This is a genomic window from Chryseobacterium sp. GM_Chr_2, assembly GCF_026540445.1.
Classification (GTDB): Bacteria; Bacteroidota; Bacteroidia; order Flavobacteriales; family Weeksellaceae; genus Chryseobacterium.
The window spans coordinates 18,425-37,293 of the sequence record NZ_JALNUD010000019.1 but is presented as its reverse complement, the minus strand read 5'-3'; the positions used below and the strand labels follow the sequence as shown (position 1 = coordinate 37,293).

General features: G+C 34.1%; 17 protein-coding genes. 13 read left to right on the top strand and 4 right to left on the bottom strand.

All coding sequences use genetic code 11. From position 1 onward, the window contains the following. From OXQ85_RS20355 to OXQ85_RS20320, 8 genes are all read left to right on the top strand, one after another. On the top strand, window positions 1–795 hold a 795-nt coding region (locus OXQ85_RS20355), incomplete at its 5' end, for a hypothetical protein (RefSeq protein WP_267406944.1). Next, window positions 749–1,255, top strand: a complete 507-nt coding sequence (locus OXQ85_RS20350) for a hypothetical protein (RefSeq protein WP_267406942.1) — start codon at window positions 749–751, stop codon at window positions 1,253–1,255. The genes OXQ85_RS20355 and OXQ85_RS20350, both read left to right, overlap by 47 nt. Before the next feature lie 380 nt (window positions 1,256–1,635). Next, window positions 1,636–5,034 carry a T9SS type B sorting domain-containing protein gene (locus OXQ85_RS20345; RefSeq protein ID WP_267406940.1) on the top strand — a complete coding sequence of 1,133 codons (3,399 nt, stop codon included), beginning with the start codon at window positions 1,636–1,638 and terminating at the stop codon, window positions 5,032–5,034. Between the two features lie 165 nt (window positions 5,035–5,199). After that, window positions 5,200–5,988, top strand: a complete 789-nt coding sequence (locus tag OXQ85_RS20340; protein ID WP_267406939.1) for a hypothetical protein — start codon at window positions 5,200–5,202, stop codon at window positions 5,986–5,988. A 194-nt stretch (window positions 5,989–6,182) separates the two neighbouring features. Further along, window positions 6,183–6,959, top strand: a complete 777-nt coding sequence (locus OXQ85_RS20335) for a DUF6759 domain-containing protein (RefSeq protein WP_267406937.1) — start codon at window positions 6,183–6,185, stop codon at window positions 6,957–6,959. A gap of 108 nt (window positions 6,960–7,067) precedes the next feature. Continuing rightward, window positions 7,068–7,745: a tRNA (guanosine(46)-N7)-methyltransferase TrmB gene (gene trmB, locus OXQ85_RS20330; RefSeq protein WP_267406936.1), complete on the top strand. Its 678-nt coding sequence runs from the start codon at window positions 7,068–7,070 to the stop codon at window positions 7,743–7,745. Between the two features lie 180 nt (window positions 7,746–7,925). After that, window positions 7,926–8,555: a DUF6759 domain-containing protein gene (locus OXQ85_RS20325; protein ID WP_267406934.1), complete on the top strand. Its 630-nt coding sequence runs from the start codon at window positions 7,926–7,928 to the stop codon at window positions 8,553–8,555. Window positions 8,556–8,585: 30 nt separating this feature from the next. Then, window positions 8,586–9,044, top strand: a complete 459-nt coding sequence (locus OXQ85_RS20320; RefSeq protein WP_267406932.1) for a DUF6759 domain-containing protein — start codon at window positions 8,586–8,588, stop codon at window positions 9,042–9,044. An 80-nt stretch (window positions 9,045–9,124) separates the two neighbouring features. Here OXQ85_RS20320 and rpsB read toward each other — a convergent pair whose 3' ends face one another. The 3 genes from rpsB to rplM form a co-directional block, all read right to left on the bottom strand. Then, a complete protein-coding gene (gene rpsB, locus OXQ85_RS20315) occupies window positions 9,125–9,886 on the bottom strand; it encodes a 30S ribosomal protein S2 (protein WP_267406930.1) in 762 nt (253 codons plus the stop codon). 207 nt (window positions 9,887–10,093) lie between these two features. Then, a complete protein-coding gene (gene rpsI, locus OXQ85_RS20310; protein ID WP_034706090.1) occupies window positions 10,094–10,480 on the bottom strand; it encodes a 30S ribosomal protein S9 in 387 nt (128 codons plus the stop codon). Between the two features lie 6 nt (window positions 10,481–10,486). Next, window positions 10,487–10,942 carry a 50S ribosomal protein L13 gene (gene rplM / locus OXQ85_RS20305; protein ID WP_027381190.1) on the bottom strand — a complete coding sequence of 152 codons (456 nt, stop codon included), beginning with the start codon at window positions 10,940–10,942 and terminating at the stop codon, window positions 10,487–10,489. A gap of 383 nt (window positions 10,943–11,325) precedes the next feature. Here rplM and OXQ85_RS20300 point away from each other — a divergent pair, with 383 nt between their 5' ends. After that, window positions 11,326–12,435: a DUF3667 domain-containing protein gene (locus OXQ85_RS20300; protein WP_267406915.1), complete on the top strand. Its 1,110-nt coding sequence runs from the start codon at window positions 11,326–11,328 to the stop codon at window positions 12,433–12,435. A gap of 54 nt (window positions 12,436–12,489) precedes the next feature. On the opposite strand, the gene OXQ85_RS20295 is transcribed toward OXQ85_RS20300, so the two are convergent. Then, window positions 12,490–12,822 carry a hypothetical protein gene (locus OXQ85_RS20295; protein WP_267406913.1) on the bottom strand — a complete coding sequence of 111 codons (333 nt, stop codon included), beginning with the start codon at window positions 12,820–12,822 and terminating at the stop codon, window positions 12,490–12,492. 204 nt (window positions 12,823–13,026) lie between these two features. Here OXQ85_RS20295 and OXQ85_RS20290 point away from each other — a divergent pair, with 204 nt between their 5' ends. The 4 genes from OXQ85_RS20290 to OXQ85_RS20275 all read left to right on the top strand — a co-directional run bounded on the left by OXQ85_RS20290 (window position 13,027) and on the right by OXQ85_RS20275 (window position 18,771). After that, entirely contained in the window at window positions 13,027–16,392 is a 3,366-nt protein-coding gene (locus OXQ85_RS20290) for a methylmalonyl-CoA mutase family protein (protein ID WP_267406912.1), read from the top strand. A 71-nt stretch (window positions 16,393–16,463) separates the two neighbouring features. Next, complete coding sequence (locus tag OXQ85_RS20285) at window positions 16,464–17,078, top strand: hypothetical protein (RefSeq protein ID WP_267406910.1); 615 nt, start codon at window positions 16,464–16,466, stop codon at window positions 17,076–17,078. Window positions 17,079–17,137: 59 nt separating this feature from the next. Then, window positions 17,138–17,848, top strand: a complete 711-nt coding sequence (locus OXQ85_RS20280; RefSeq protein ID WP_267406909.1) for a diphthine--ammonia ligase — start codon at window positions 17,138–17,140, stop codon at window positions 17,846–17,848. Between the two features lie 23 nt (window positions 17,849–17,871). Next, window positions 17,872–18,771, top strand: coding sequence for a hypothetical protein (locus OXQ85_RS20275; protein WP_267406907.1), 900 nt, complete (start codon window positions 17,872–17,874; stop codon window positions 18,769–18,771). Window positions 18,772–18,869: the final 98 nt, after the last annotated feature.

The following is an 18,869-nucleotide window of genomic DNA, read 5'->3' as shown; positions in this document are numbered from 1 at the left end:
GAAGTTGAAGATATAGAAGCATTCTACAATTCAAAACAATTATTCACAGATCCCAAATGTCCTTTACCGCCTAATCAAAAAACTTATAAAATCTTCACTAGTGCCCTTAATAAAGCAATGAAAGATTATGAAATTAATACCTGTTTAAGAAAAGCTCATTTTCTAGCACAAGTTCAAGTAGAATCTGATCGTCTAAATACTACAATTGAGTATGCTTCAGGCTGGGATTATGATCACACTACACATTATCAAGCTTATTTAGCTTATAAGAATACTACAGATCCAGCTATTAAAAAGAGAAATTTTAGAGGCTTTAAAAGATATGAAGAATGTATAGGGCATGGACATGATGTAAAAGGATATGGTCCTAAATATAAAGGGAGAGGGCTTTTACAGCTTACGTGGAAAGATACGTATCAAGCTTATTTTGACTATCTTAAGCATCCAGAATATATTACTAATCCAAATTTGGTTGCAAATAATCTAGAAAATGCTTGTAATGCATCTGCGTGGTATTGGAAATATCGCTCACAACTACATGACTTGAATATTGCAGCGGATAGGGATGATGTTTATTATATTAATATTGGGGTAAATGGAGGATTTACTCATTTTGATGTAAGAATAAAAAATGTTAAAAAAATATTAGAATTAATGAAAGTAAAAGAACAATGTAAAAATATTAATAGTCTTCAAAAAGAATTGGGAAAATATAAATATTCAACAAGTAAAATAGATGAAAGAGGGTATGGTAAAAGAAATAAAAGCAGATTTGAAAAATATGATGACAAATAGTTTTATAATATTGTTCATATTAATGGCAAACATATTAAATGCTCAAAAAAAGATTATTCAAGATTTTAATTCGGATAAAATAAAAGATGTATTAATATATAAATGTTTTAAATATGAAACTAATTTGGACACACCATATTGTAAAATAGATATTCAATTAGGTAAAGTAAAAAAGAAGTATACTTTCAACTTAGAATATATAGGAGACCCTATTATAGATCAATGTGGAGATGGCTGCATTTCACTTTATAGTTGGACTAAAGATACCGAGTATACCGAAGAATACATATATTCCAAAAAATATGATGATTGGATTTTAACAACTGATGAACAACTATTGAAATATGAAAATAATAAAATAGAAAGTATGCTTCCAAAAGATCACTTGTTAGGAATTAGCGGTAAAGAATATCCTCATGAAAAGAAGTACAAGAAATCTAGAAAAAGGATGACAAAGTAGTGATGAAGTATCTACTAAATATAATGACTTAGCATTTCAATTAGAGAAAGAAAATAAATTTGATATAGGTATATTTTTACTTAAAAAAATCATCCAAAAATTTCCTAGCCGAGTTGTAGCCTATCTTAATCTAGCAGATAATTACTGGGCTATAAATGAGAAAGATTTAGCCAAAAAGAATTACAAAAAATATATCGACTTAATGAAATCTCAGAATAAGGATCAATCTAAAATTCCTCAAAGAGTTTTTGAGAGAATAAAATGATTTATAAACTATAAGTAACCATTTCACAACCATGATTTTAAAATCATGGTTTTTTATTGTTTTTTCAACATAATAATCGTTTTTATTATTAAATTTGTGATAAATCAACTGCTGAATGAAGAAAATTCTATCCTTTTTTCTTATCTTTTATATTTTCTCTACTACTTTTGCTCAATTAGATAGAGAACATTGGTTTGCGCCTATGGTCGACAGAACGGGAAATCCCAATCAGTATCAGAAGCTTTATATGTCTACCAACCGTACAACACCCTTTCCAGTAAGCATTTATAACAATAATATATTAATCGGAACGGTAAATATCAGCAAAAATAATCCTCAGAAATTTGATGTTTTACGAGATTATATCATCACCACTCAGCAGACCAATTTATTTACTCCAACCACAAAAGGACTTTATTTGAAGGCAGAATTTCCTTTTTATGCCAACCTTCGATTTTCAGTTTTCAATCACGCAGAAATCATTACTTCAAAGGGAATTCCCTCTACCGGAAAGCTATTTTATGTAGCTACAGCCCCTATTACGGTCATTAATCCTATTCTGAATTTCATGACGAGTATTTTGGCTACAGAAGATAATACAACGGTTACGATTTCAAATTATAAACCTACCACTCAGTTTTCTAACGGAACCACGGGAACAACCACTCCTACGATGACGGTCACACTGAATAAAGGGCAATCCTATATTATTGATGGAGTTGGCAACCTTTCCGGAAATGCAGATGGGTTTATCGGGGCTAAAATTGTTTCAAACAAAAATGTAAATATTACGAATGGTAATTTTAATGGTCAATATGCAGGAAATTTCCCTTCCAGTTCAGATATTCTGATGGATCAAGCCGTTCCTGTTGATAGATTAGGAAGCGAATTTGCCCTGGTAAAAGGCAACGGAAATGTGGGAGCCAATATGGAAGGCGCCATCGTCGTGGCCACTGAAGATAACACGCAGATTTATGTAAATAATGAAATTCCGCCGGTTGCGACTATTAATACGGGACAATATTATGTAGTTCCGGATAGCAAATATCAGCTACAAGGGAGCGGTCATTATAATTTATATATGAAAACTTCCAAAAATGCATACGTTTATCAGATTTTAGCGGGTGACTCAGGATCTGGAAACGAAACAGCTACGGGAGGTTTTAATTTTATTCCGGCTCTGAATTGTTATTTACCCAAGCAAATCAATGAGCTAGGTTTTATTAATGAAAACTTTGTTCATTCCAATAATAATCCATCGGGGATTTTAAATATTCCAACCAAATTAAATTTAATCACAGAACGCGGTGCGGTGGTCACCGTAAACGGAAATTTTCCACCAGCCAGCACAGGGCCTTTCAACATGACGGGAACCAACAATTGGGTAACTTACGGAATTCCAAACGTTACGGGAACCATTACGGTGATTTCAGATAAAGCCATTACAGCAGGAATTACCGCGGGAAGTGACGCCGTGGGCTACGGTGGTTTTTTCGCAGGATTTCCTACGCAACCTGTAATCTTAAAATCCGGAGGCGATTGTGCTCCCGGAATCGTTTTAACGATAGATCCTATTATTTACGACACGTATCAATGGTACAGAAACGGGAACATCATTCCGGGGGCTACCAATTCTTCCATCTCCCCTGTTCAGTCGGGTTATTATACCTGCTCTGTAACCATGGGAAGTTGCGCGCCATTGGTATCGGCACAATACAAAGTGTTGAATTGCATAAAACAAAGTACAGCAACGTATGATGTTTGTACCGATAAAGTGATTACTCCGGCATTTACAACTTCAGCTCAAACTCCGGTTGCCTCTACAGTGGCCGTTACTGTTCAGCCAACGTTAGGTACGGCAACAGTAAACCCTACAACTGGAATCATTACGTATACAGTTACCAATCCGGGAACGGTGGGAACAGATACGTTTACTTATACTTTCTGCGGAAATGATCCTGAATTTACAGATTGCGAAACGGTGACTGTAACCATTAATATTCAAGCTCTTGTTACCCAAAATGTAACGTTATCGGCTTGTAATGTGAACGGACAAGGTACATTTAATCTCACAACGGCCAATGTCTCCACGACTACAGGAACCACTATTACCTACTACCCGACTTTACTTGATGCTCAGAATGAAAACGCTGCAGCTTTAATTACAGCCACAACCAATTACACCGCTCCCAACGGAACCATTGTTTATGCGGTTGTAAAAAATACTTTGGGATGTAAAACGATTGCTCAGATCACGTTGAATTTATTCAACCTTGCAGTGATTGTTCAAAACTATAATGGAGTTTTCTGTGATGATAATTTTGACGGAACAGTTACGGTAATTCTTTCCAATATCACTCCAATTGTTTTAAATAATCCGAGCTTCTTCACTAATATCAGATATTACGGAAGCTTAACGGATGCTAATGCAGGAAATACAAATACCCTTCCGAATAACTGGAGTTATACAGCGACCACTACCATTTACATTCGTGTAGATTCTCCAGATGGTTGTCCGCCGGTGGTTCAGCCATTAACTTTCAGTATTGGGGCAAGATTACCGTTGTTAAGAACAAATGTAACGGAAACCGTTTGCGATGATGATCTTGATGCCGTAAAAGCTGTAGATTTAATACCATTTATCACTCAGTTTACTACAGATCCTACAGTTACTTACAGCTTTTTTGATACATTATCAAACGCTCAAAATAATGTTTCGCCAATTAATAATCCGGTAAATATTTCAGGCAATCAGACGATTTATATCAGATTTGAAAAACCAAATTCCTGTCCGGAAATTGCTTCAATTACCATCAATATTAAAACTTCAAAAAAATCAGACATTTTATTTGATAAAATTATTTGTCCTAAAACCACGACTTCACTAGATGCAGGCCCCGGATTTGACGGCTATCTTTGGAGCACAGGAGCAACTTCACCATCGATTAATAATGTTGGTGTAGGAAGTTATTGGGTAGATCTTACCTTCAATGGATGTGTTTACAGACAGCATGTAAATATTACAGAATCTCCGCTTCCCGTGATCTCTTTAATTGATATCAACGGAACAACGGTTACCATTGGTGTAAGTGGCGGAACTCCTCCTTATCAGTATTCTTTGGATGGGGTGAGCTGGCAAAGTACAAACGTTTTCACGAATGTTCCGAGAGGTGTTCACACGATATTTGTAAGAGATTCTCAGAATTGTGAGGATATTAAAAGAGATTTCACCATCATTAATTTAATTAATGCCATTACGCCGAATCTTGATGGGTCTAATGATTCTATCGACTACTCACAACTCATGACCAAAGAAAATCTTGAATTCAGAATTTTTGACCGTTATGGTGCTGAAGTTTTCCGCGGCACTCCTGCCAATAATTTCAAATGGGACGGAAACATCAAAGACAGACCTGTGAACACGGCAACGTATTGGTATTTCATCAGTTTCAGTGAATTTGGTTCGCCTACCAAAGTAAAATACACCAGCTGGCTTCTTATTAAAAACAGATAATAAAATGCCTTCAACAATATTATTTTCATAGATTTTATATTTAAAATGAAAGCTTATAACATTCCTTAACAGTTTAGTATAAAAGTTTAATATAACTTTAACCACTTTTCACTAATTAATTAGGTATAAATTGAGGGATTTCTGTGTAATTTTGCCTCATTATATATGAATAAACTTATTACTCTACTGCTATTGACTTTTTTGGTAAAAGTGAATGCACAATTATACTCCGGAGAAGTATTCTTAAGAGATAATTCCGTTTTGTACCTTAATCAGGTATATGTTACCAATCTTAATACCCAGAGAACCGTTCTTACAGATTACAACGGGGATTTTAATATTCAGGCAAATCCGGGAGACGTTATCCGCTTTACCTCCATTGTTACGGAAAGAAAAGATGTAAAACTAACCCCGCAAATGCTAGGCAACCGAAATTTTATCGAGCTTAAAATTGCCTATCACGATATTCAGGAAGTGGTAATCAGCAGATTTAAACCTACCGGAAATTTACGATATGACGTCAACGCTTTACGAAAAGAAGACAAAGCATTGGCGATTAAAAAAGTGATCGGCTTGCCAGAACCCAAAGGAGACGGAAATCCGCCAGAACTTCCTGTTGCCGGGCTTCGGGATGGTGGTCTTACTTTCAGTTTAGAAAGTATATACGATATTCTTTCAGGAGAAAGAAAGAAAAAGCAACGCTATATTGCCTACGAGAAAATGAACAGCTCTATTACTCAGATTAAAAATTATATGGGTAAAGACTACTTCACGAGATTCAAAATTCCTGAAAATTTAATTGATAATTTCCTGCAATTCGTTTATACTTCAGAAAATATTGAGCCTTATATTATGGCTGGCAATTTCGAAGCTGTAAAAATCCCCATCGAAAAATACTTACCGATTTACCAGAGAAGATTGAGAAACTCTCACCTTCAGGACGTCGTAAGATAATATACTAATCTTGTTAATAAAATGTGCATTATAAAATTTTTATAGTGCACATTTTTTTATCTTCTAAAAATATCCTTACATTTATCTCACAAAGCGGTGTCAAAAATAAAAATTTTATTCTTCCGTTTATAAATTAGTCACTAATAACCAATACCAAATTAAGATCACCAAACCTTAACTAAATATTAGTGTGAATGAAAAAATTACTTTTACTCTTTAGTACAGCGTTATTCGTCAGTCTCTCGGCACAATCGAGAGGGAAAGATTACAGCAATATCCTTAAAAGTAAAAATATTTACGAAATCAATGCTTTTCTTAGAGATGCACATCCGGATGACCCCAGAAGATCTGTCTTGAAACCGAGAGTGATGGATATGATGAAGGATTATATTAAAAATGCACCTCCCGGAGATACAAAAGTAAGACAAATGCAGGATTGGCTTGCTATGTTGAAACGAAGACCGTCTACCAAAATTTCATTTGATGAAATGAATGCTATTATTAAGCAAAAACAAATTCTAAAATATCAGAAAGAATTACAGGTTGGGCAATCTGCCATTGTATATACGCCAAGCGCTTCGCAAAACGTATATGCTGCAACGCCTACCGTTACAAATGCAGTGATAGCCGATACCGAAGCCTCAGAATTTAATATGCTGATGGGAGAAAACCCTGTGGAACACAAGAATAAAACGGTAAAAATATTAAACTCTCTTTTTGATAACGACCCCAACGCGAAAGAATGTATTGTGATGATCGAAAACAAATCTGACTGCAATATTATCGTCAGAATGGAAGGCATCGGAACCACCAAATACAGGCTTCCCATTCCCGCACATAGTGATAATGCCATTGTAATTCAGAAAGGAGATTATCTTTTCACCAGCATTGTTTGCGGCTCGCAATATGCTTCACAGAAAACAATTCAGAAACCTTTGATCGTGGCATTAGGAAGTTCTTCTAAAAAATAAAAATTTAGATTTTTACCTGAAAATAATCATTCATACTGTTTTTTAAGCCCAAAAGCAGTATGATTTCCTCTATTTTTTGCTATTTTTGCAAGATTTTATTTTTTAATCATGGGCAAGAATAAATTAGCAAGATTCGCTGAAAACAAAATATTACCAAACGTAATTCAACCAACAAGAGACGAAGCTTTAAATGGTTTCGCATTAAAAGGAAATTGGAGAAAAGATTTCTTTAAAAATGATAATCCAATTGTTCTTGAATTAGGTTGTGGAAAAGGAGAATATTCTGTAGGGCTTGCAAAAACTTTCCCTGAGAAAAATTTTATCGGAATTGATATTAAAGGAGCAAGATTCTGGTTCGGCGCTAAAGAAGCGGTTGAAAACGGGATGAATAATGTGGCTTTTTTAAGATCTCAAATTGAATTGGTTGAATATTATTTTGCTGAAAACGAAGTAGATGAAATCTGGATTACCTTCCCGGATCCTCAGATTAAATACAGACGTACAAAGCATAGATTAACGCATCCTGATTTTTTAGAGAGATATAAAAAATTTCTAAAACCGGGTGGAATTGTGCATTTAAAAACCGATTCAGAATTTCTTCATGGCTACACATTAGGCTTTTTACAAGGCGCAGGCTATGAGATCATTACAGCACATCATGATATTTACGGAGCAGTAGAATACAATCCCGATACGCCTCACCTAAAAGATATCAGAACGTATTACGAAGAATTGTTTTCTTCTAAAGGAAAGACAATTACGTATATAAAATTCAGAATTAACTAAAAACAACAACAAAATGATGAAAAAATTTTCTAACACACGCACACTAAAAAATTATTATATTTTTAAAGAAATAAGGTAAATTTTTTAAACCTTAAAAACGATAGATTGTAAAAACTTACAGTCTATTATCGTCATATCTATACTTCAACACACAAATGAAATCTATTAAAATCATATATGATGAAAAAACACATTTTCGTTCTGTCATTATTCTTAATGACGGTAAGCAATCTGCTTTACGCTCAGAAAAATTTCAAAAACATTCTTAAAAGCACAAGCATCCCGGAAATAGAAGAATTTTTAAAAGTGGCTCATCCGGAAGATCCCAGAAGAAGCGTTTTGAAGCCCAAGTTGGTATCGCTAAAAAATCAGGCATGGACAAAAGGAGCAAAAAATGCAAAACCTATGGAAGCACGCCCTATTATTGTGGATATTCCGAATAATGTAATGAGAAACGCTTCTGATGCAGAGGAATTTAAACGTTTAATTACAGAAAACAGCAACGAGCATAAGGATAAAACCGTAAAACTTTTAAATGCCATGTTTAATGAAGACGTTCACAGCAATGAAGCTATTCTTTTATGTAAGAACAGTTCCGACTGTAATATTATTCTCAGAATTCAGGGAAAAGAGTTTTATAATTTGGCTGTTCCCGCTAAAGGAGAAAATTTTATTGTGGTAAAAAAAGATGAGTATGTTTTAACGAGTAATGTTTGCGATTTGCAATACAGCTCAAAAAAAGAAATAAAAAAGGGCGTTTTTATCACATTGAATAATCCTGTAGAAAAAAATACTATGACAAAGAAGTAAAGACTTAAATTTACAGTTTAAAATTGTGAAATGAAGAAGTTATTATTCCCTTTTTCGATGCTGTATGTTGTACTATTAAACAGTTGCAGTCCAACTTATCATAGAACGACCTATTCTGCCAATGGCAACAGCAGACCTTCTGTCAATACGGGAAGCAGCAATACATCGGCAAGCCAAACGGAAAGGGAATATCAGACTTTAATAAAGACTTATAAATCGGAAACGGCAGATGTATTAACAGATTTATTAAATGGCTCGGAAAACAGCCAAAAAACATCAATTACCGTTGAAAATAAATCGAATTGTAATATGGTTTTAACGATAAGCGGAAACAATTATTTTAAGAAAATCCCGATTGGTGCGAATAAAATAGGTTCAGCAATGGTGATGAAAAACCAAAATTATACGTTGTCGGGAACGATTTGTAATGCTGTTTACAACAAAACAAAATTTGTTACAAGCTCTTATAATATTACGCTTTCAAACTAAATGAATTTCGAAATAATTAAAACAAAAAACCACTGAATCGTTGACTCAGTGGTTTTTCTATAGTTAAAGAAAATCTTTAATTATTCAGCATCGAAATCAGCATCTTTATCAGCAGATACTACTTCTCCCTCTTCTTTAGATTTTTCTTTATCAGCTTTTCTTTGAGACTGACCTTCTTTGATAGATTCTGAAACAATGCTCAAGATCATATCAATAGATTTAGAAGCATCATCGTTTCCTGGGATAACGAAGTCTACTTTTCTTGGGTCAGAGTTTGTATCAACAATACCGAAAACTGGAATACCTAATTTCTTAGCTTCAGTTACCGCGATGTGTTCTCTCATGATATCTACAACGAAGATTGCAGAAGGAAGACGAACCATGTCAGAGATAGAACCTAAGTTTTTCTCCAAGTTAGCTCTTTGTCTGTCTACTTGTAATCTTTCTTTTTTAGATAAAGTTTCGAACGTACCATCTTTTTTCATTTTGTCGATAGAGTTCATTTTCTTAACAGCCTTTCTGATAGTTACAAAGTTTGTTAACATACCACCAGGCCATCTTTCTGTAATATAAGGCATATTAAGTTCAGCAGCGTGCTTAGCAACTACCTCTTTCGCTTGCTTTTTAGTAGCTACGAAAAGAACTTTTTTACCTGCAGAAGTTAATTTTTCTAAAGCTCCACAAGCTTCATCTAATTTAACTGCTGTTTTATGTAAGTCTACAATGTGAATACCATTTTTCTCCATAAAAATGTATGGAGCCATATTTGGGTTCCACTTTCTAGTCATGTGACCGAAGTGTACACCAGCCTCTAGAAGGTCTTTTACATTTGCTTTTGCCATGTTTTCTGTTTTTGTTAGTTTACTTTCCGTTTTTTAAACAATCAACAACTTCTTTAGATGGGAGAAGCGTTTGGATGCTAAACGTAACGGGCAATTGGTGTATGGCTTTTTGCTTTTAGCAATTGGCTTTTCACCGAGATTAAGTTTAAAAAAAATTTAATAAATTCCTGAAGCCAATAGCTAAAAGCCATTCGCCAACAGCAAATCTTAACGTTTTGAGAATTGGAATCTCTTTCTTGCTTTTTTCTGACCTGGCTTCTTTCTTTCCACCATTCTTGCGTCTCTTGTAAGTAAACCTGCAGGCTTCAATGCTAATCTGAATTCAGCATTAATTTCGCAAAGTGCTCTAGAAATACCTAATCTGATAGCTTCTGCCTGACCTGTATTACCACCACCGAAAACATTTACGGTAACGTCATACTGACCAACAGTTTCAGAAAGGATAAACGGCTGGTTTAATTTGTAAACCATCACGTCTGTAGAGAAATAAGTTGCAGCATCTTTACCGTTTACTGTAATAACACCAGAACCTGGCTTTACATAAACTCTAGCTACAGAAGTTTTTCTTCTTCCGATTTTGTGAACTATAGACATAATTAATTATTTAAATTCGTTAACATTAATTGTTTTAGGCTGTTGAGCTTCATGTTTGTGCTCAGTTCCTTCATATAAATAAAGATTCTTAAGAATAGCAGCTCCAAGTCTGTTTTTAGGCAACATTCCTTTTACTGATTTTTCTAATACTTTTAAAGAATCTTTCTTTTGAAGTTCAGCTGCAGTCATAGACTTCTGTCCTCCAGGGTAACCTGTATGCCAGATATAAGTCTTGTCGTTCCACTTGTTTCCAGAAAGAGTTACTTTCCCAGCGTTCAAAACGATTACGTTATCACCACAATCTACGTGAGGTGTGTAGTTCGTTTTGTGCTTACCTCTCAAAATCTTTGCAACCGTAGAAGCTAGTCTTCCCAACGGTTGTCCTTCAGCGTCTACCACAACCCATTCTTTATTAGCAGTAGCTTTGTTCGCTGAAACAGTTTTGTAACTTAATGTATTCACACGTTTTAGTTAAAGATTAAACATAATTTCCCCCTAAAAGGGTGTGCAAAGGTACAAATTATTTTTGGATTGCAAAAACTTATTTTATTTAATCCTGAAAGCCTTCATTAGTTTAAACGATTCAACAGATTTCATCTATAAAAATTATTATTGGCATAAATATTGTAAAAAGATTTTTGGATGAAAAAATTTCGAGATTCTAAAAACACAACTGAAAAGAGTTTACTGGGGATAAACTCTTTTTTTTATTCTATTCCTGAAAGCAAATATATTTTTACGACAAATAACCAGAATACCTTTTTTTATTATTAAATTAAAATCAATTTAACGTAAAAGATGAATTTTATTGTTTAAAATATTTACATTTGCCCAAAACTCAAATTATGAGCCACGGAAAACTTAGAGAGAACAAGACGTGTCTGAACTGCGAACACCACGTTGAAGAAAGATATTGCCCTCATTGCGGACAGGAAAACATCGAAACCCGACAAAGATTTCACTATCTCTTCACCCACTTCGTAGAAGATTTTACGCATTACGATGGACAGTTTTGGGGAACATTAAAAAATCTGGCATTAAAACCCGGCAAATTAACGAGCATTTATCTCGAAGGAAAAAGGCAAAAATTCGTTCCTCCCGTGAAGCTTTATATTTTTGTCAGCTTCATTACTTTTTTCATGTTTGCGCTATTTCCTCTATTTAATTTAAACTTTAAAACAAAAGAGGATCCTAAAAACCCTGACAAAGAAAGTTTATTGAGTCAGTTAAAAACTACCGATGCACAAAAAATCATCGACAGCATCAAAGCTGGAAAAAACCTCAGCACACAAGATTCTCTGACGTTAAAAAAAATGAGCGCTCTGGTTCCTGATTCCTCGAAAATTCAAGATTTTGAAAACGCTTTTGAAATGAGTGGTAAAATTGATGAATCCTCCGACTTTAAAGGGTACTTAAATAAAAAGTCTTATGATTCCGCTTTAGCAAAAAACCCGTCCATCTTTAATTTTATTGATAAGCCTATTGCGCACAAATTTTTCGAACTTAAAGAAAAAGGCATTTCAAAAGGAGAAATACTTAAAAATCTGGCCGAAACTTCATTTCATAACTTACCGAAAGCTCTTTTTATTTATCTGCCGCTATTTGCATTCTTTTTATGGATTTTTCACAACAAGAAAAAATGGTGGTATTTTGATCACGGTATTTTCACATTACATTATTTTTCATTTTTATTGCTGAATATATTGGTGACATCACTCATCATTAAATTATCAAATACAATAAACATTGTAGCAATTAATATGATTTTATATTTAATTATCGCGGCATTAACGATTTATAGTCTTTTGTATTTTTTCATCGCTCATCGACGCACTTATCACACTCACGGAGTGGTAAGCATGCTCATTGGTTGGATATTATTCACCATCAATTTCTTTGCATTTACATTTTTAGTCATCGGGCTTGCTTTGGTAAGTTTCCTGATGATTCATTAAATAAAAAGAGACCGCATTATAAACGGTCTCTTTTCATATATTTTATTTAAAAATCTATTTTCTCAAAGATTTGCTTCCTCTAAAGCTTGCAAATAAATAATACGCTACAAAAACCGTAGAGAACTTCAAAATTGAAGGAATAGCCAATTCCAGCTTAAATAATAAAGTTCCTACCGCCACTAAAATAGCCATCGCAACAAATGATAAACCTAATTTTTGTGGTAAAGTGAAGTCAGGAGTATCCAGATAATATGCAATTCCCCAGGCAATACCGAAAGCTAAAGCATAATAAATATCAAGTCCCAAGTTTTCTGAACTGTAAAAAAAATAATTAATCAAAAAGCTCAAAACCGTTCCCAACGCAAAATAGAGCAATGCTTTTTTCATACCTTAAATAATATGATGCAAAAATAAAGATTTTAATTTGAGAATATAATTAATCTCGATCTTATGCTAAACGAATGTTTGTTATTTTGGATCAGCATGATTTAAACAATTTATTTAATCAAATGAAATTCAACACATTATATTCAAACAGCTATTTTTATTTTATTGTTATATTTGGAGAATTCAGAAATTCTCATACTATTTATGGAAACCCAAAAATATACTCCAAAAAATAAAGTCAGAATCGTGACAGCCGCTTCGTTATTCGACGGTCATGATGCTGCAATTAATATTATGCGCCGTGTTATTCAGGGAACGGGATGTGAAGTTATCCACCTTGGTCACGACAAATCGGCAGAGGAAGTTGTAAATACAGCGATTCAGGAAGATGCCAACGCGATTGCCCTTACTTCTTATCAGGGTGGTCACAACGAATATTTCAAATATATCTACGATCTCTTAAGAGAGAAAAACTCTCCGCAAATCAAGATTTTTGGTGGCGGTGGCGGTGTAATCCTGCCTGAAGAAATCGAAGACATTATGTCTTACGGAATCGACAGAATTTATTCTCCGGACGATGGTCGTGAACTTGGTTTACAAGGAATGATCGATGATTTGGTGAAGAGATCAGATTTCGCAACCGGAAAAGAAGTTACTGCAAATGATTTAGATTCGATTAGTTTTGAAAATTCTACAAGCATTGCTAAAATTATTTCAGCGGTTGAAAACTTTTCAGAAGAAAAGCCAGAATTAGTAAAAGCGATCGACGAAAAATCAAAAGATTTAAATATTCCGATCATCGGTATCACGGGTACAGGTGGAGCAGGAAAATCTTCATTAACGGACGAATTGGTAAGACGTTTCATTCGTTCAAATCCGGATAAAAAAATTGCTATTATTTCCATTGACCCTTCTAAAAAGAAAACGGGAGGTGCGCTTTTGGGAGATAGAATTCGTATGAATGCAATTAATGATCCGCGAGTTTATATGCGTTCGATGGCGACAAGAGAAAACAACGTTTCGGTTTCTCCGTTCATTCATTCAGCTTTAAATGTGTTGAAATTAGCTCATCCAGATGTTATCGTCCTTGAAACTTCAGGTATCGGACAATCCGGTTCGGAGGTTTCTGATTTTGCGGATGTTTCCATGTACGTAATGACTCCAGAATATGGAGCTTCTACTCAGTTGGAAAAAATCGATATGTTGGATTATGCGGATTTGGTTGCTTTAAATAAATCTGACAAACGTGGTGCTCTAGATGCACTTCAAGCGGTTAGAAAACAGTTCCAGAGAAACCATTTATTATGGGAACAGCCATTGGATGAAATGCCGGTTTACGCCACAAAAGCATCTCAGTTCAATGACCACGGAACAACTGAATTATACAACAGATTGGTTTCTAAAGTCAATGATACCCTTCGACAAGCTCAGGGTGACAATGCTCCTCAGTTTAACGGTTTTGAAGAACACGAAATTACAGACGAAGTAACAATTATTCCTCCAAAAAGAGTGCGTTACCTTTCTGAAATCGTTGAAAACAACAAACAGTATGATGCAAACATTGAAAAACAGGCTGAATTAGCTAGAACAATGTATCACATTGATGGTGTTAAAAAAATTATCTCCAATGAAGCTTTGGATGCTGAATATCAAAAAGCAGAAAAAGAACTTCAACAGGAAAATATTGACTTCCTAAAAACCTGGGATGATACGAAAAAAGCTTTCCACGAAGAATTTTACTCCTATTTCGTAAGAGGAAAAGAAATTAAAGTGGAGACCTCAACAGAATCTTTATCTCATTTAAGAATTCCAAAAATTGCATTACCAAAATATAACGATTGGGGTGATTTAATTAAATGGAAAGGTCAGGAAAATCTTCCGGGAGGATTTCCTTTTACCGCAGGAATTTATCCTTTCAAAAGAACAGGAGAAGACCCAACGAGAATGTTCGCCGGAGAAGGAGGTCCTGAAAGAACCAACAGAAGATTCCATTATGTTTCTGCGGAAATGCCGGCAAAACGTTTGTCTACAGCATTCGACTCGGTAACATTGTACGGACAGGATCCGGCTTTACCACCGGATATTTATGGTAAAATCGGAAATGCAGGAGTTTCTATTGCAACTTTGGACGATGCTAAAAAACTATATTCAGGATTTGATTTGGTGAATGCATTGACTTCAGTTTCAATGACCATCAACGGTCCGGCTCCGATGTTGTTGGCTTTCTTTATGAATGCAGCCATCGACCAAAATGTTGAAAAATATATTGCTGAAAATAATCTTGAGGCTAAGGTTGAGGCTAAGCTTAAGGAAAAATTCGACGATAAAGGTTTAGCCAGACCAAAATATAACGGAGAATTACCTCCTTCAAATAATGGTTTAGGTTTAAAATTATTAGGAATTACGGGAGATGAAGTAATTCCTGCGGAAGCTTATGCTGAAATTAAAGCTAAAACCATCGCAACAGTTCGTGGCACAGTTCAGGCTGATATTTTAAAAGAAGACCAAGCTCAAAACACGTGTATTTTCTCTACTGAATTTGCCTTGAGATTAATGGGTGACGTTCAGGAGTATTTTATCACAGAAAAAGTAAGAAATTTCTACTCTGTTTCAATTTCTGGTTATCACATTGCAGAAGCTGGAGCAAATCCGGTTTCTCAACTGGCATTCACGTTGGCAAATGGTTTTACGTATGTGGAATATTATTTATCAAGAGGAATGGACATCAATGATTTTGCTCCCAACTTATCATTCTTCTTCTCCAACGGTATCGACCCTGAATATTCAGTAATCGGACGTGTCGCAAGAAGAATCTGGGCAAAAGCAATGAAATTGAAATACGGAGCTGACGAAAGAAGCCAGATGTTGAAATATCACATCCAAACTTCAGGTCGCTCACTTCATGCTCAAGAGATTGATTTTAATGACATTAGAACAACTCTTCAAGCACTTTATGCAATTTATGACAACTGTAATTCATTGCACACCAATGCTTATGACGAAGCCATTACGACTCCAACTGAGCAATCGGTAAGAAGAGCAATGGCGATTCAGTTGATTATTAATAAAGAATTAGGCTTAGCGAAAAATGAAAATCCGCTTCAAGGTTCGTTCATTATTGAAGAATTGACCGATTTGGTTGAAGAAGCTGTTTACACAGAATTCGACAGAATAACAGAAAGAGGAGGTGTTCTTGGAGCGATGGAAACAATGTACCAACGTTCAAAAATTCAGGAAGAATCAATGCATTACGAATGGTTGAAACACACAGGAGAATATCCAATCATCGGGGTAAATACGTTCTTAGGAAAAGACGGTTCGCCAACGGTTCGCCCGGGAGAAGTTATTCGTTCAACTGAGGAAGAAAAGCAATTCCAGATCGAAATGCTTCATAACTTCCAAAATTCTAATGAAGATAAATCTGCAGAAGCTTTGAAAACTTTACAACACGCTGCCATCAATCAGCAAAACTTATTTGAAGTAATGATGGATGCTGTGAAATATTGTTCACTTGGGCAGATTACCAATGCTTTGTTTGAAGTTGGGGGAAAATATCGTAGAAATATGTAATACAAAACAAACCTTCAAGGTTTTTGAAACCTTGAAGGTTTAATAAATAGACAACACACAAATGATCAAAAATGAACAACAAACCATTTCTCGAAGCTGGTAAATATTACCATATTTACAATAGAGGAAATAATGGTCAAAATATTTTCTTCGAAACAAAAAACTACACCTTTTTTCTCAATCGATACCACCAATATATTTCTCCCTTTTGCGATACGATTGCATGGGTTTTATTAAAAAATCATTTTCACATTTTAATTTATGTAAAACCTTTTGAAGAGATTAATATTGAAAATTTAGAATATACTGCAACAGAATTTCCAAAAAAGATAGATGTTCACTTACAATTCGGGCATTTCTTTAATTCTTATGCAAAAGCAATCAACAAACGATACAAAAGAACGGGTAGTTTATTTGAAAAAAATTTTGAAAGAAAAGAAATTCTAACAATAGCATATTTTAAGAAACTCATTCATTATATCCATTTTAATCCCGTAAAACATGGTTTTACCGAACATATTTGGGATTATCCTTGGAGCTCCTACCATAGTATTATTTCTCATAAACCAACTAAATTGAATAGAAAGTTTGTGTTAGAACTTTTCAAAAATGAAAATAATTTTAAACTTTATCATATTGAAGATAAAAACTATACTGATATTGAAGAACTCATTATTGAACTATGATTCCCCCAAATTAAACCTTCAATGTTTTGAAAAGCTTGAAGGTTTACTATTTTTACAATATGAAACCAAAAGCCATCTTTAACTGGAGCAGTGGAAAAGATTCTGCACTTGCATTATATAAAACTTTAAAAGAAGATCAATTTGAAATCACTTCTTTGCTAACAAGCATCAATAAAGAATTTCAAAGAATCTCCATGCATGGCGTTCATGTTTCCTTGTTAGAAAAACAGGCAGAAAGTTTAGGCTTTCCTTTAATTAAAATGGAAATCCCAAAAGAGCCTTCAATGGAAGAATATCAAGAAATTATGAGTAAAACGATGAATGAAATACAATCTCCAGGCGTTACCTATTCTATTTTTGGAGATATTTTTCTAGAAGATTTAAGGAAGTATCGCGAAGACCAATTACAAGCTATCGGAATGGAAGGTGTTTTTCCTTTGTGGAAAATTGGCACAGGCGAACTTATTCATGAGTTTTTAGATTTAGGCTTTAAAACTATTGTAACCTGCGTGAACGAAACGTATTTAGACAAAAGTTTTGCAGGAAGAATTATTGATAAAAATTTCATTAAAGATTTACCTAAAAATGTTGATCCATGCGGAGAAAATGGAGAGTTTCATACGTTTACTTTTGATGGACCAATTTTTAAAAATAAGATTGATTTTGAAGTAGGAGAAACTATTAAGAAAACCTATCCTAAACCAAAATCTGATGAAAATGAAGAAAATGGAGAGTATGTTTTTTGGTTTTGTGATTTGATTTCAAAATAATAATTCTAAAATAAAACTAAACTATGCTGCCATTTTTGAGAATAGAAAATCCTTGTTTGGAACCATTAGAAAATATGAATGATGTTTCTGGAGGAAAATTTTGTGATCTATGTTCTAAAAAAGTTTTGGATTTATCTGGTTTGAATGATTCTGAAATTTTAAATATTTTTCAGCAAAACAAGGGTGAAAAATTCTGCGGAATCGTTTCCAAAAAACAATTAAATCATCAGTTTCAACCTATAATTTCAGTTTCTCAAAATAGTATTAGTCCCCGAAAAACAACTTTCACCAAAATAGCTGCAGGACTAGCTTTAACAGCAAGTATCGTCAACTCTTATCCTGCTCAAACCGCACAATCATCAAACACGGAATTTGCAACATTTTCTTCTTCAAAGCCTAAAAAGGAAAAAGATAAAGTAGATGATGGATTTTTTAAACTTTTCGGAAAAGTAGTTTCGGAGGATGAAAATAAACCTATTTCGGTAAATGTAAGTTTCATTACTGCACAAAAAGTATACACCACAAAAACAAACTCAGATGGATCTTACTTTTTAGAAATTCCAAAAGAAATTTTAAAATATGAGAGCTTAATAGAATTCAAACCGACAAACCATACATACGAAAGAAAATTAATCATTTACACGATCAAAGACTTAGGAAAACCACAATTAATTAAGCTTGTAAACAATGGCTATTCAAGACAGTATGGTGAAATTACGCTTGGATATATTGCCAACGAAAAATCTCTTGTTCTATTAGGTGGCAAACAATTAGATTATAAAACATTTAATAAAAGTATTTCTTTGTATTACGACCAATATGAGATTCATTACATTCCAAAAGAATTTGTGAAATTCTTCACTACCAAAGAGAATATTGAAGATATTTTCATCACTTCCCCTAATAACAATCTTTCAAAATAATTTCAAATTACTTGAAAATTTCACATTCACCGACACATTTTCCTCGTTTACCTCAAAATATTTTTTCATTGTTAACGGAAATTTAATTTTGATTTAAC

Coding starts and splice junctions, on each gene's coding strand:
- OXQ85_RS20350 (WP_267406942.1), top strand. CDS start 749: ATGGTAAAAGAAATAAAAGCAGATTTGAAAAATATGATGACAAATAGT.
- OXQ85_RS20345 (WP_267406940.1), top strand. CDS start 1,636: ATGAAGAAAATTCTATCCTTTTTTCTTATCTTTTATATTTTCTCTACT.
- OXQ85_RS20340 (WP_267406939.1), top strand. CDS start 5,200: ATGAATAAACTTATTACTCTACTGCTATTGACTTTTTTGGTAAAAGTG.
- OXQ85_RS20335 (WP_267406937.1), top strand. CDS start 6,183: ATGAAAAAATTACTTTTACTCTTTAGTACAGCGTTATTCGTCAGTCTC.
- trmB (WP_267406936.1), top strand. CDS start 7,068: ATGGGCAAGAATAAATTAGCAAGATTCGCTGAAAACAAAATATTACCA.
- OXQ85_RS20325 (WP_267406934.1), top strand. CDS start 7,926: ATGAAAAAACACATTTTCGTTCTGTCATTATTCTTAATGACGGTAAGC.
- OXQ85_RS20320 (WP_267406932.1), top strand. CDS start 8,586: ATGAAGAAGTTATTATTCCCTTTTTCGATGCTGTATGTTGTACTATTA.
- rpsB (WP_267406930.1), bottom strand. CDS start 9,886: ATGGCAAAAGCAAATGTAAAAGACCTTCTAGAGGCTGGTGTACACTTC.
- rpsI (WP_034706090.1), bottom strand. CDS start 10,480: ATGTCTATAGTTCACAAAATCGGAAGAAGAAAAACTTCTGTAGCTAGA.
- OXQ85_RS20300 (WP_267406915.1), top strand. CDS start 11,326: ATGAGCCACGGAAAACTTAGAGAGAACAAGACGTGTCTGAACTGCGAA.
- OXQ85_RS20295 (WP_267406913.1), bottom strand. CDS start 12,822: ATGAAAAAAGCATTGCTCTATTTTGCGTTGGGAACGGTTTTGAGCTTT.
- OXQ85_RS20290 (WP_267406912.1), top strand. CDS start 13,027: ATGGAAACCCAAAAATATACTCCAAAAAATAAAGTCAGAATCGTGACA.
- OXQ85_RS20285 (WP_267406910.1), top strand. CDS start 16,464: ATGAACAACAAACCATTTCTCGAAGCTGGTAAATATTACCATATTTAC.
- OXQ85_RS20280 (WP_267406909.1), top strand. CDS start 17,138: ATGAAACCAAAAGCCATCTTTAACTGGAGCAGTGGAAAAGATTCTGCA.
- OXQ85_RS20275 (WP_267406907.1), top strand. CDS start 17,872: ATGCTGCCATTTTTGAGAATAGAAAATCCTTGTTTGGAACCATTAGAA.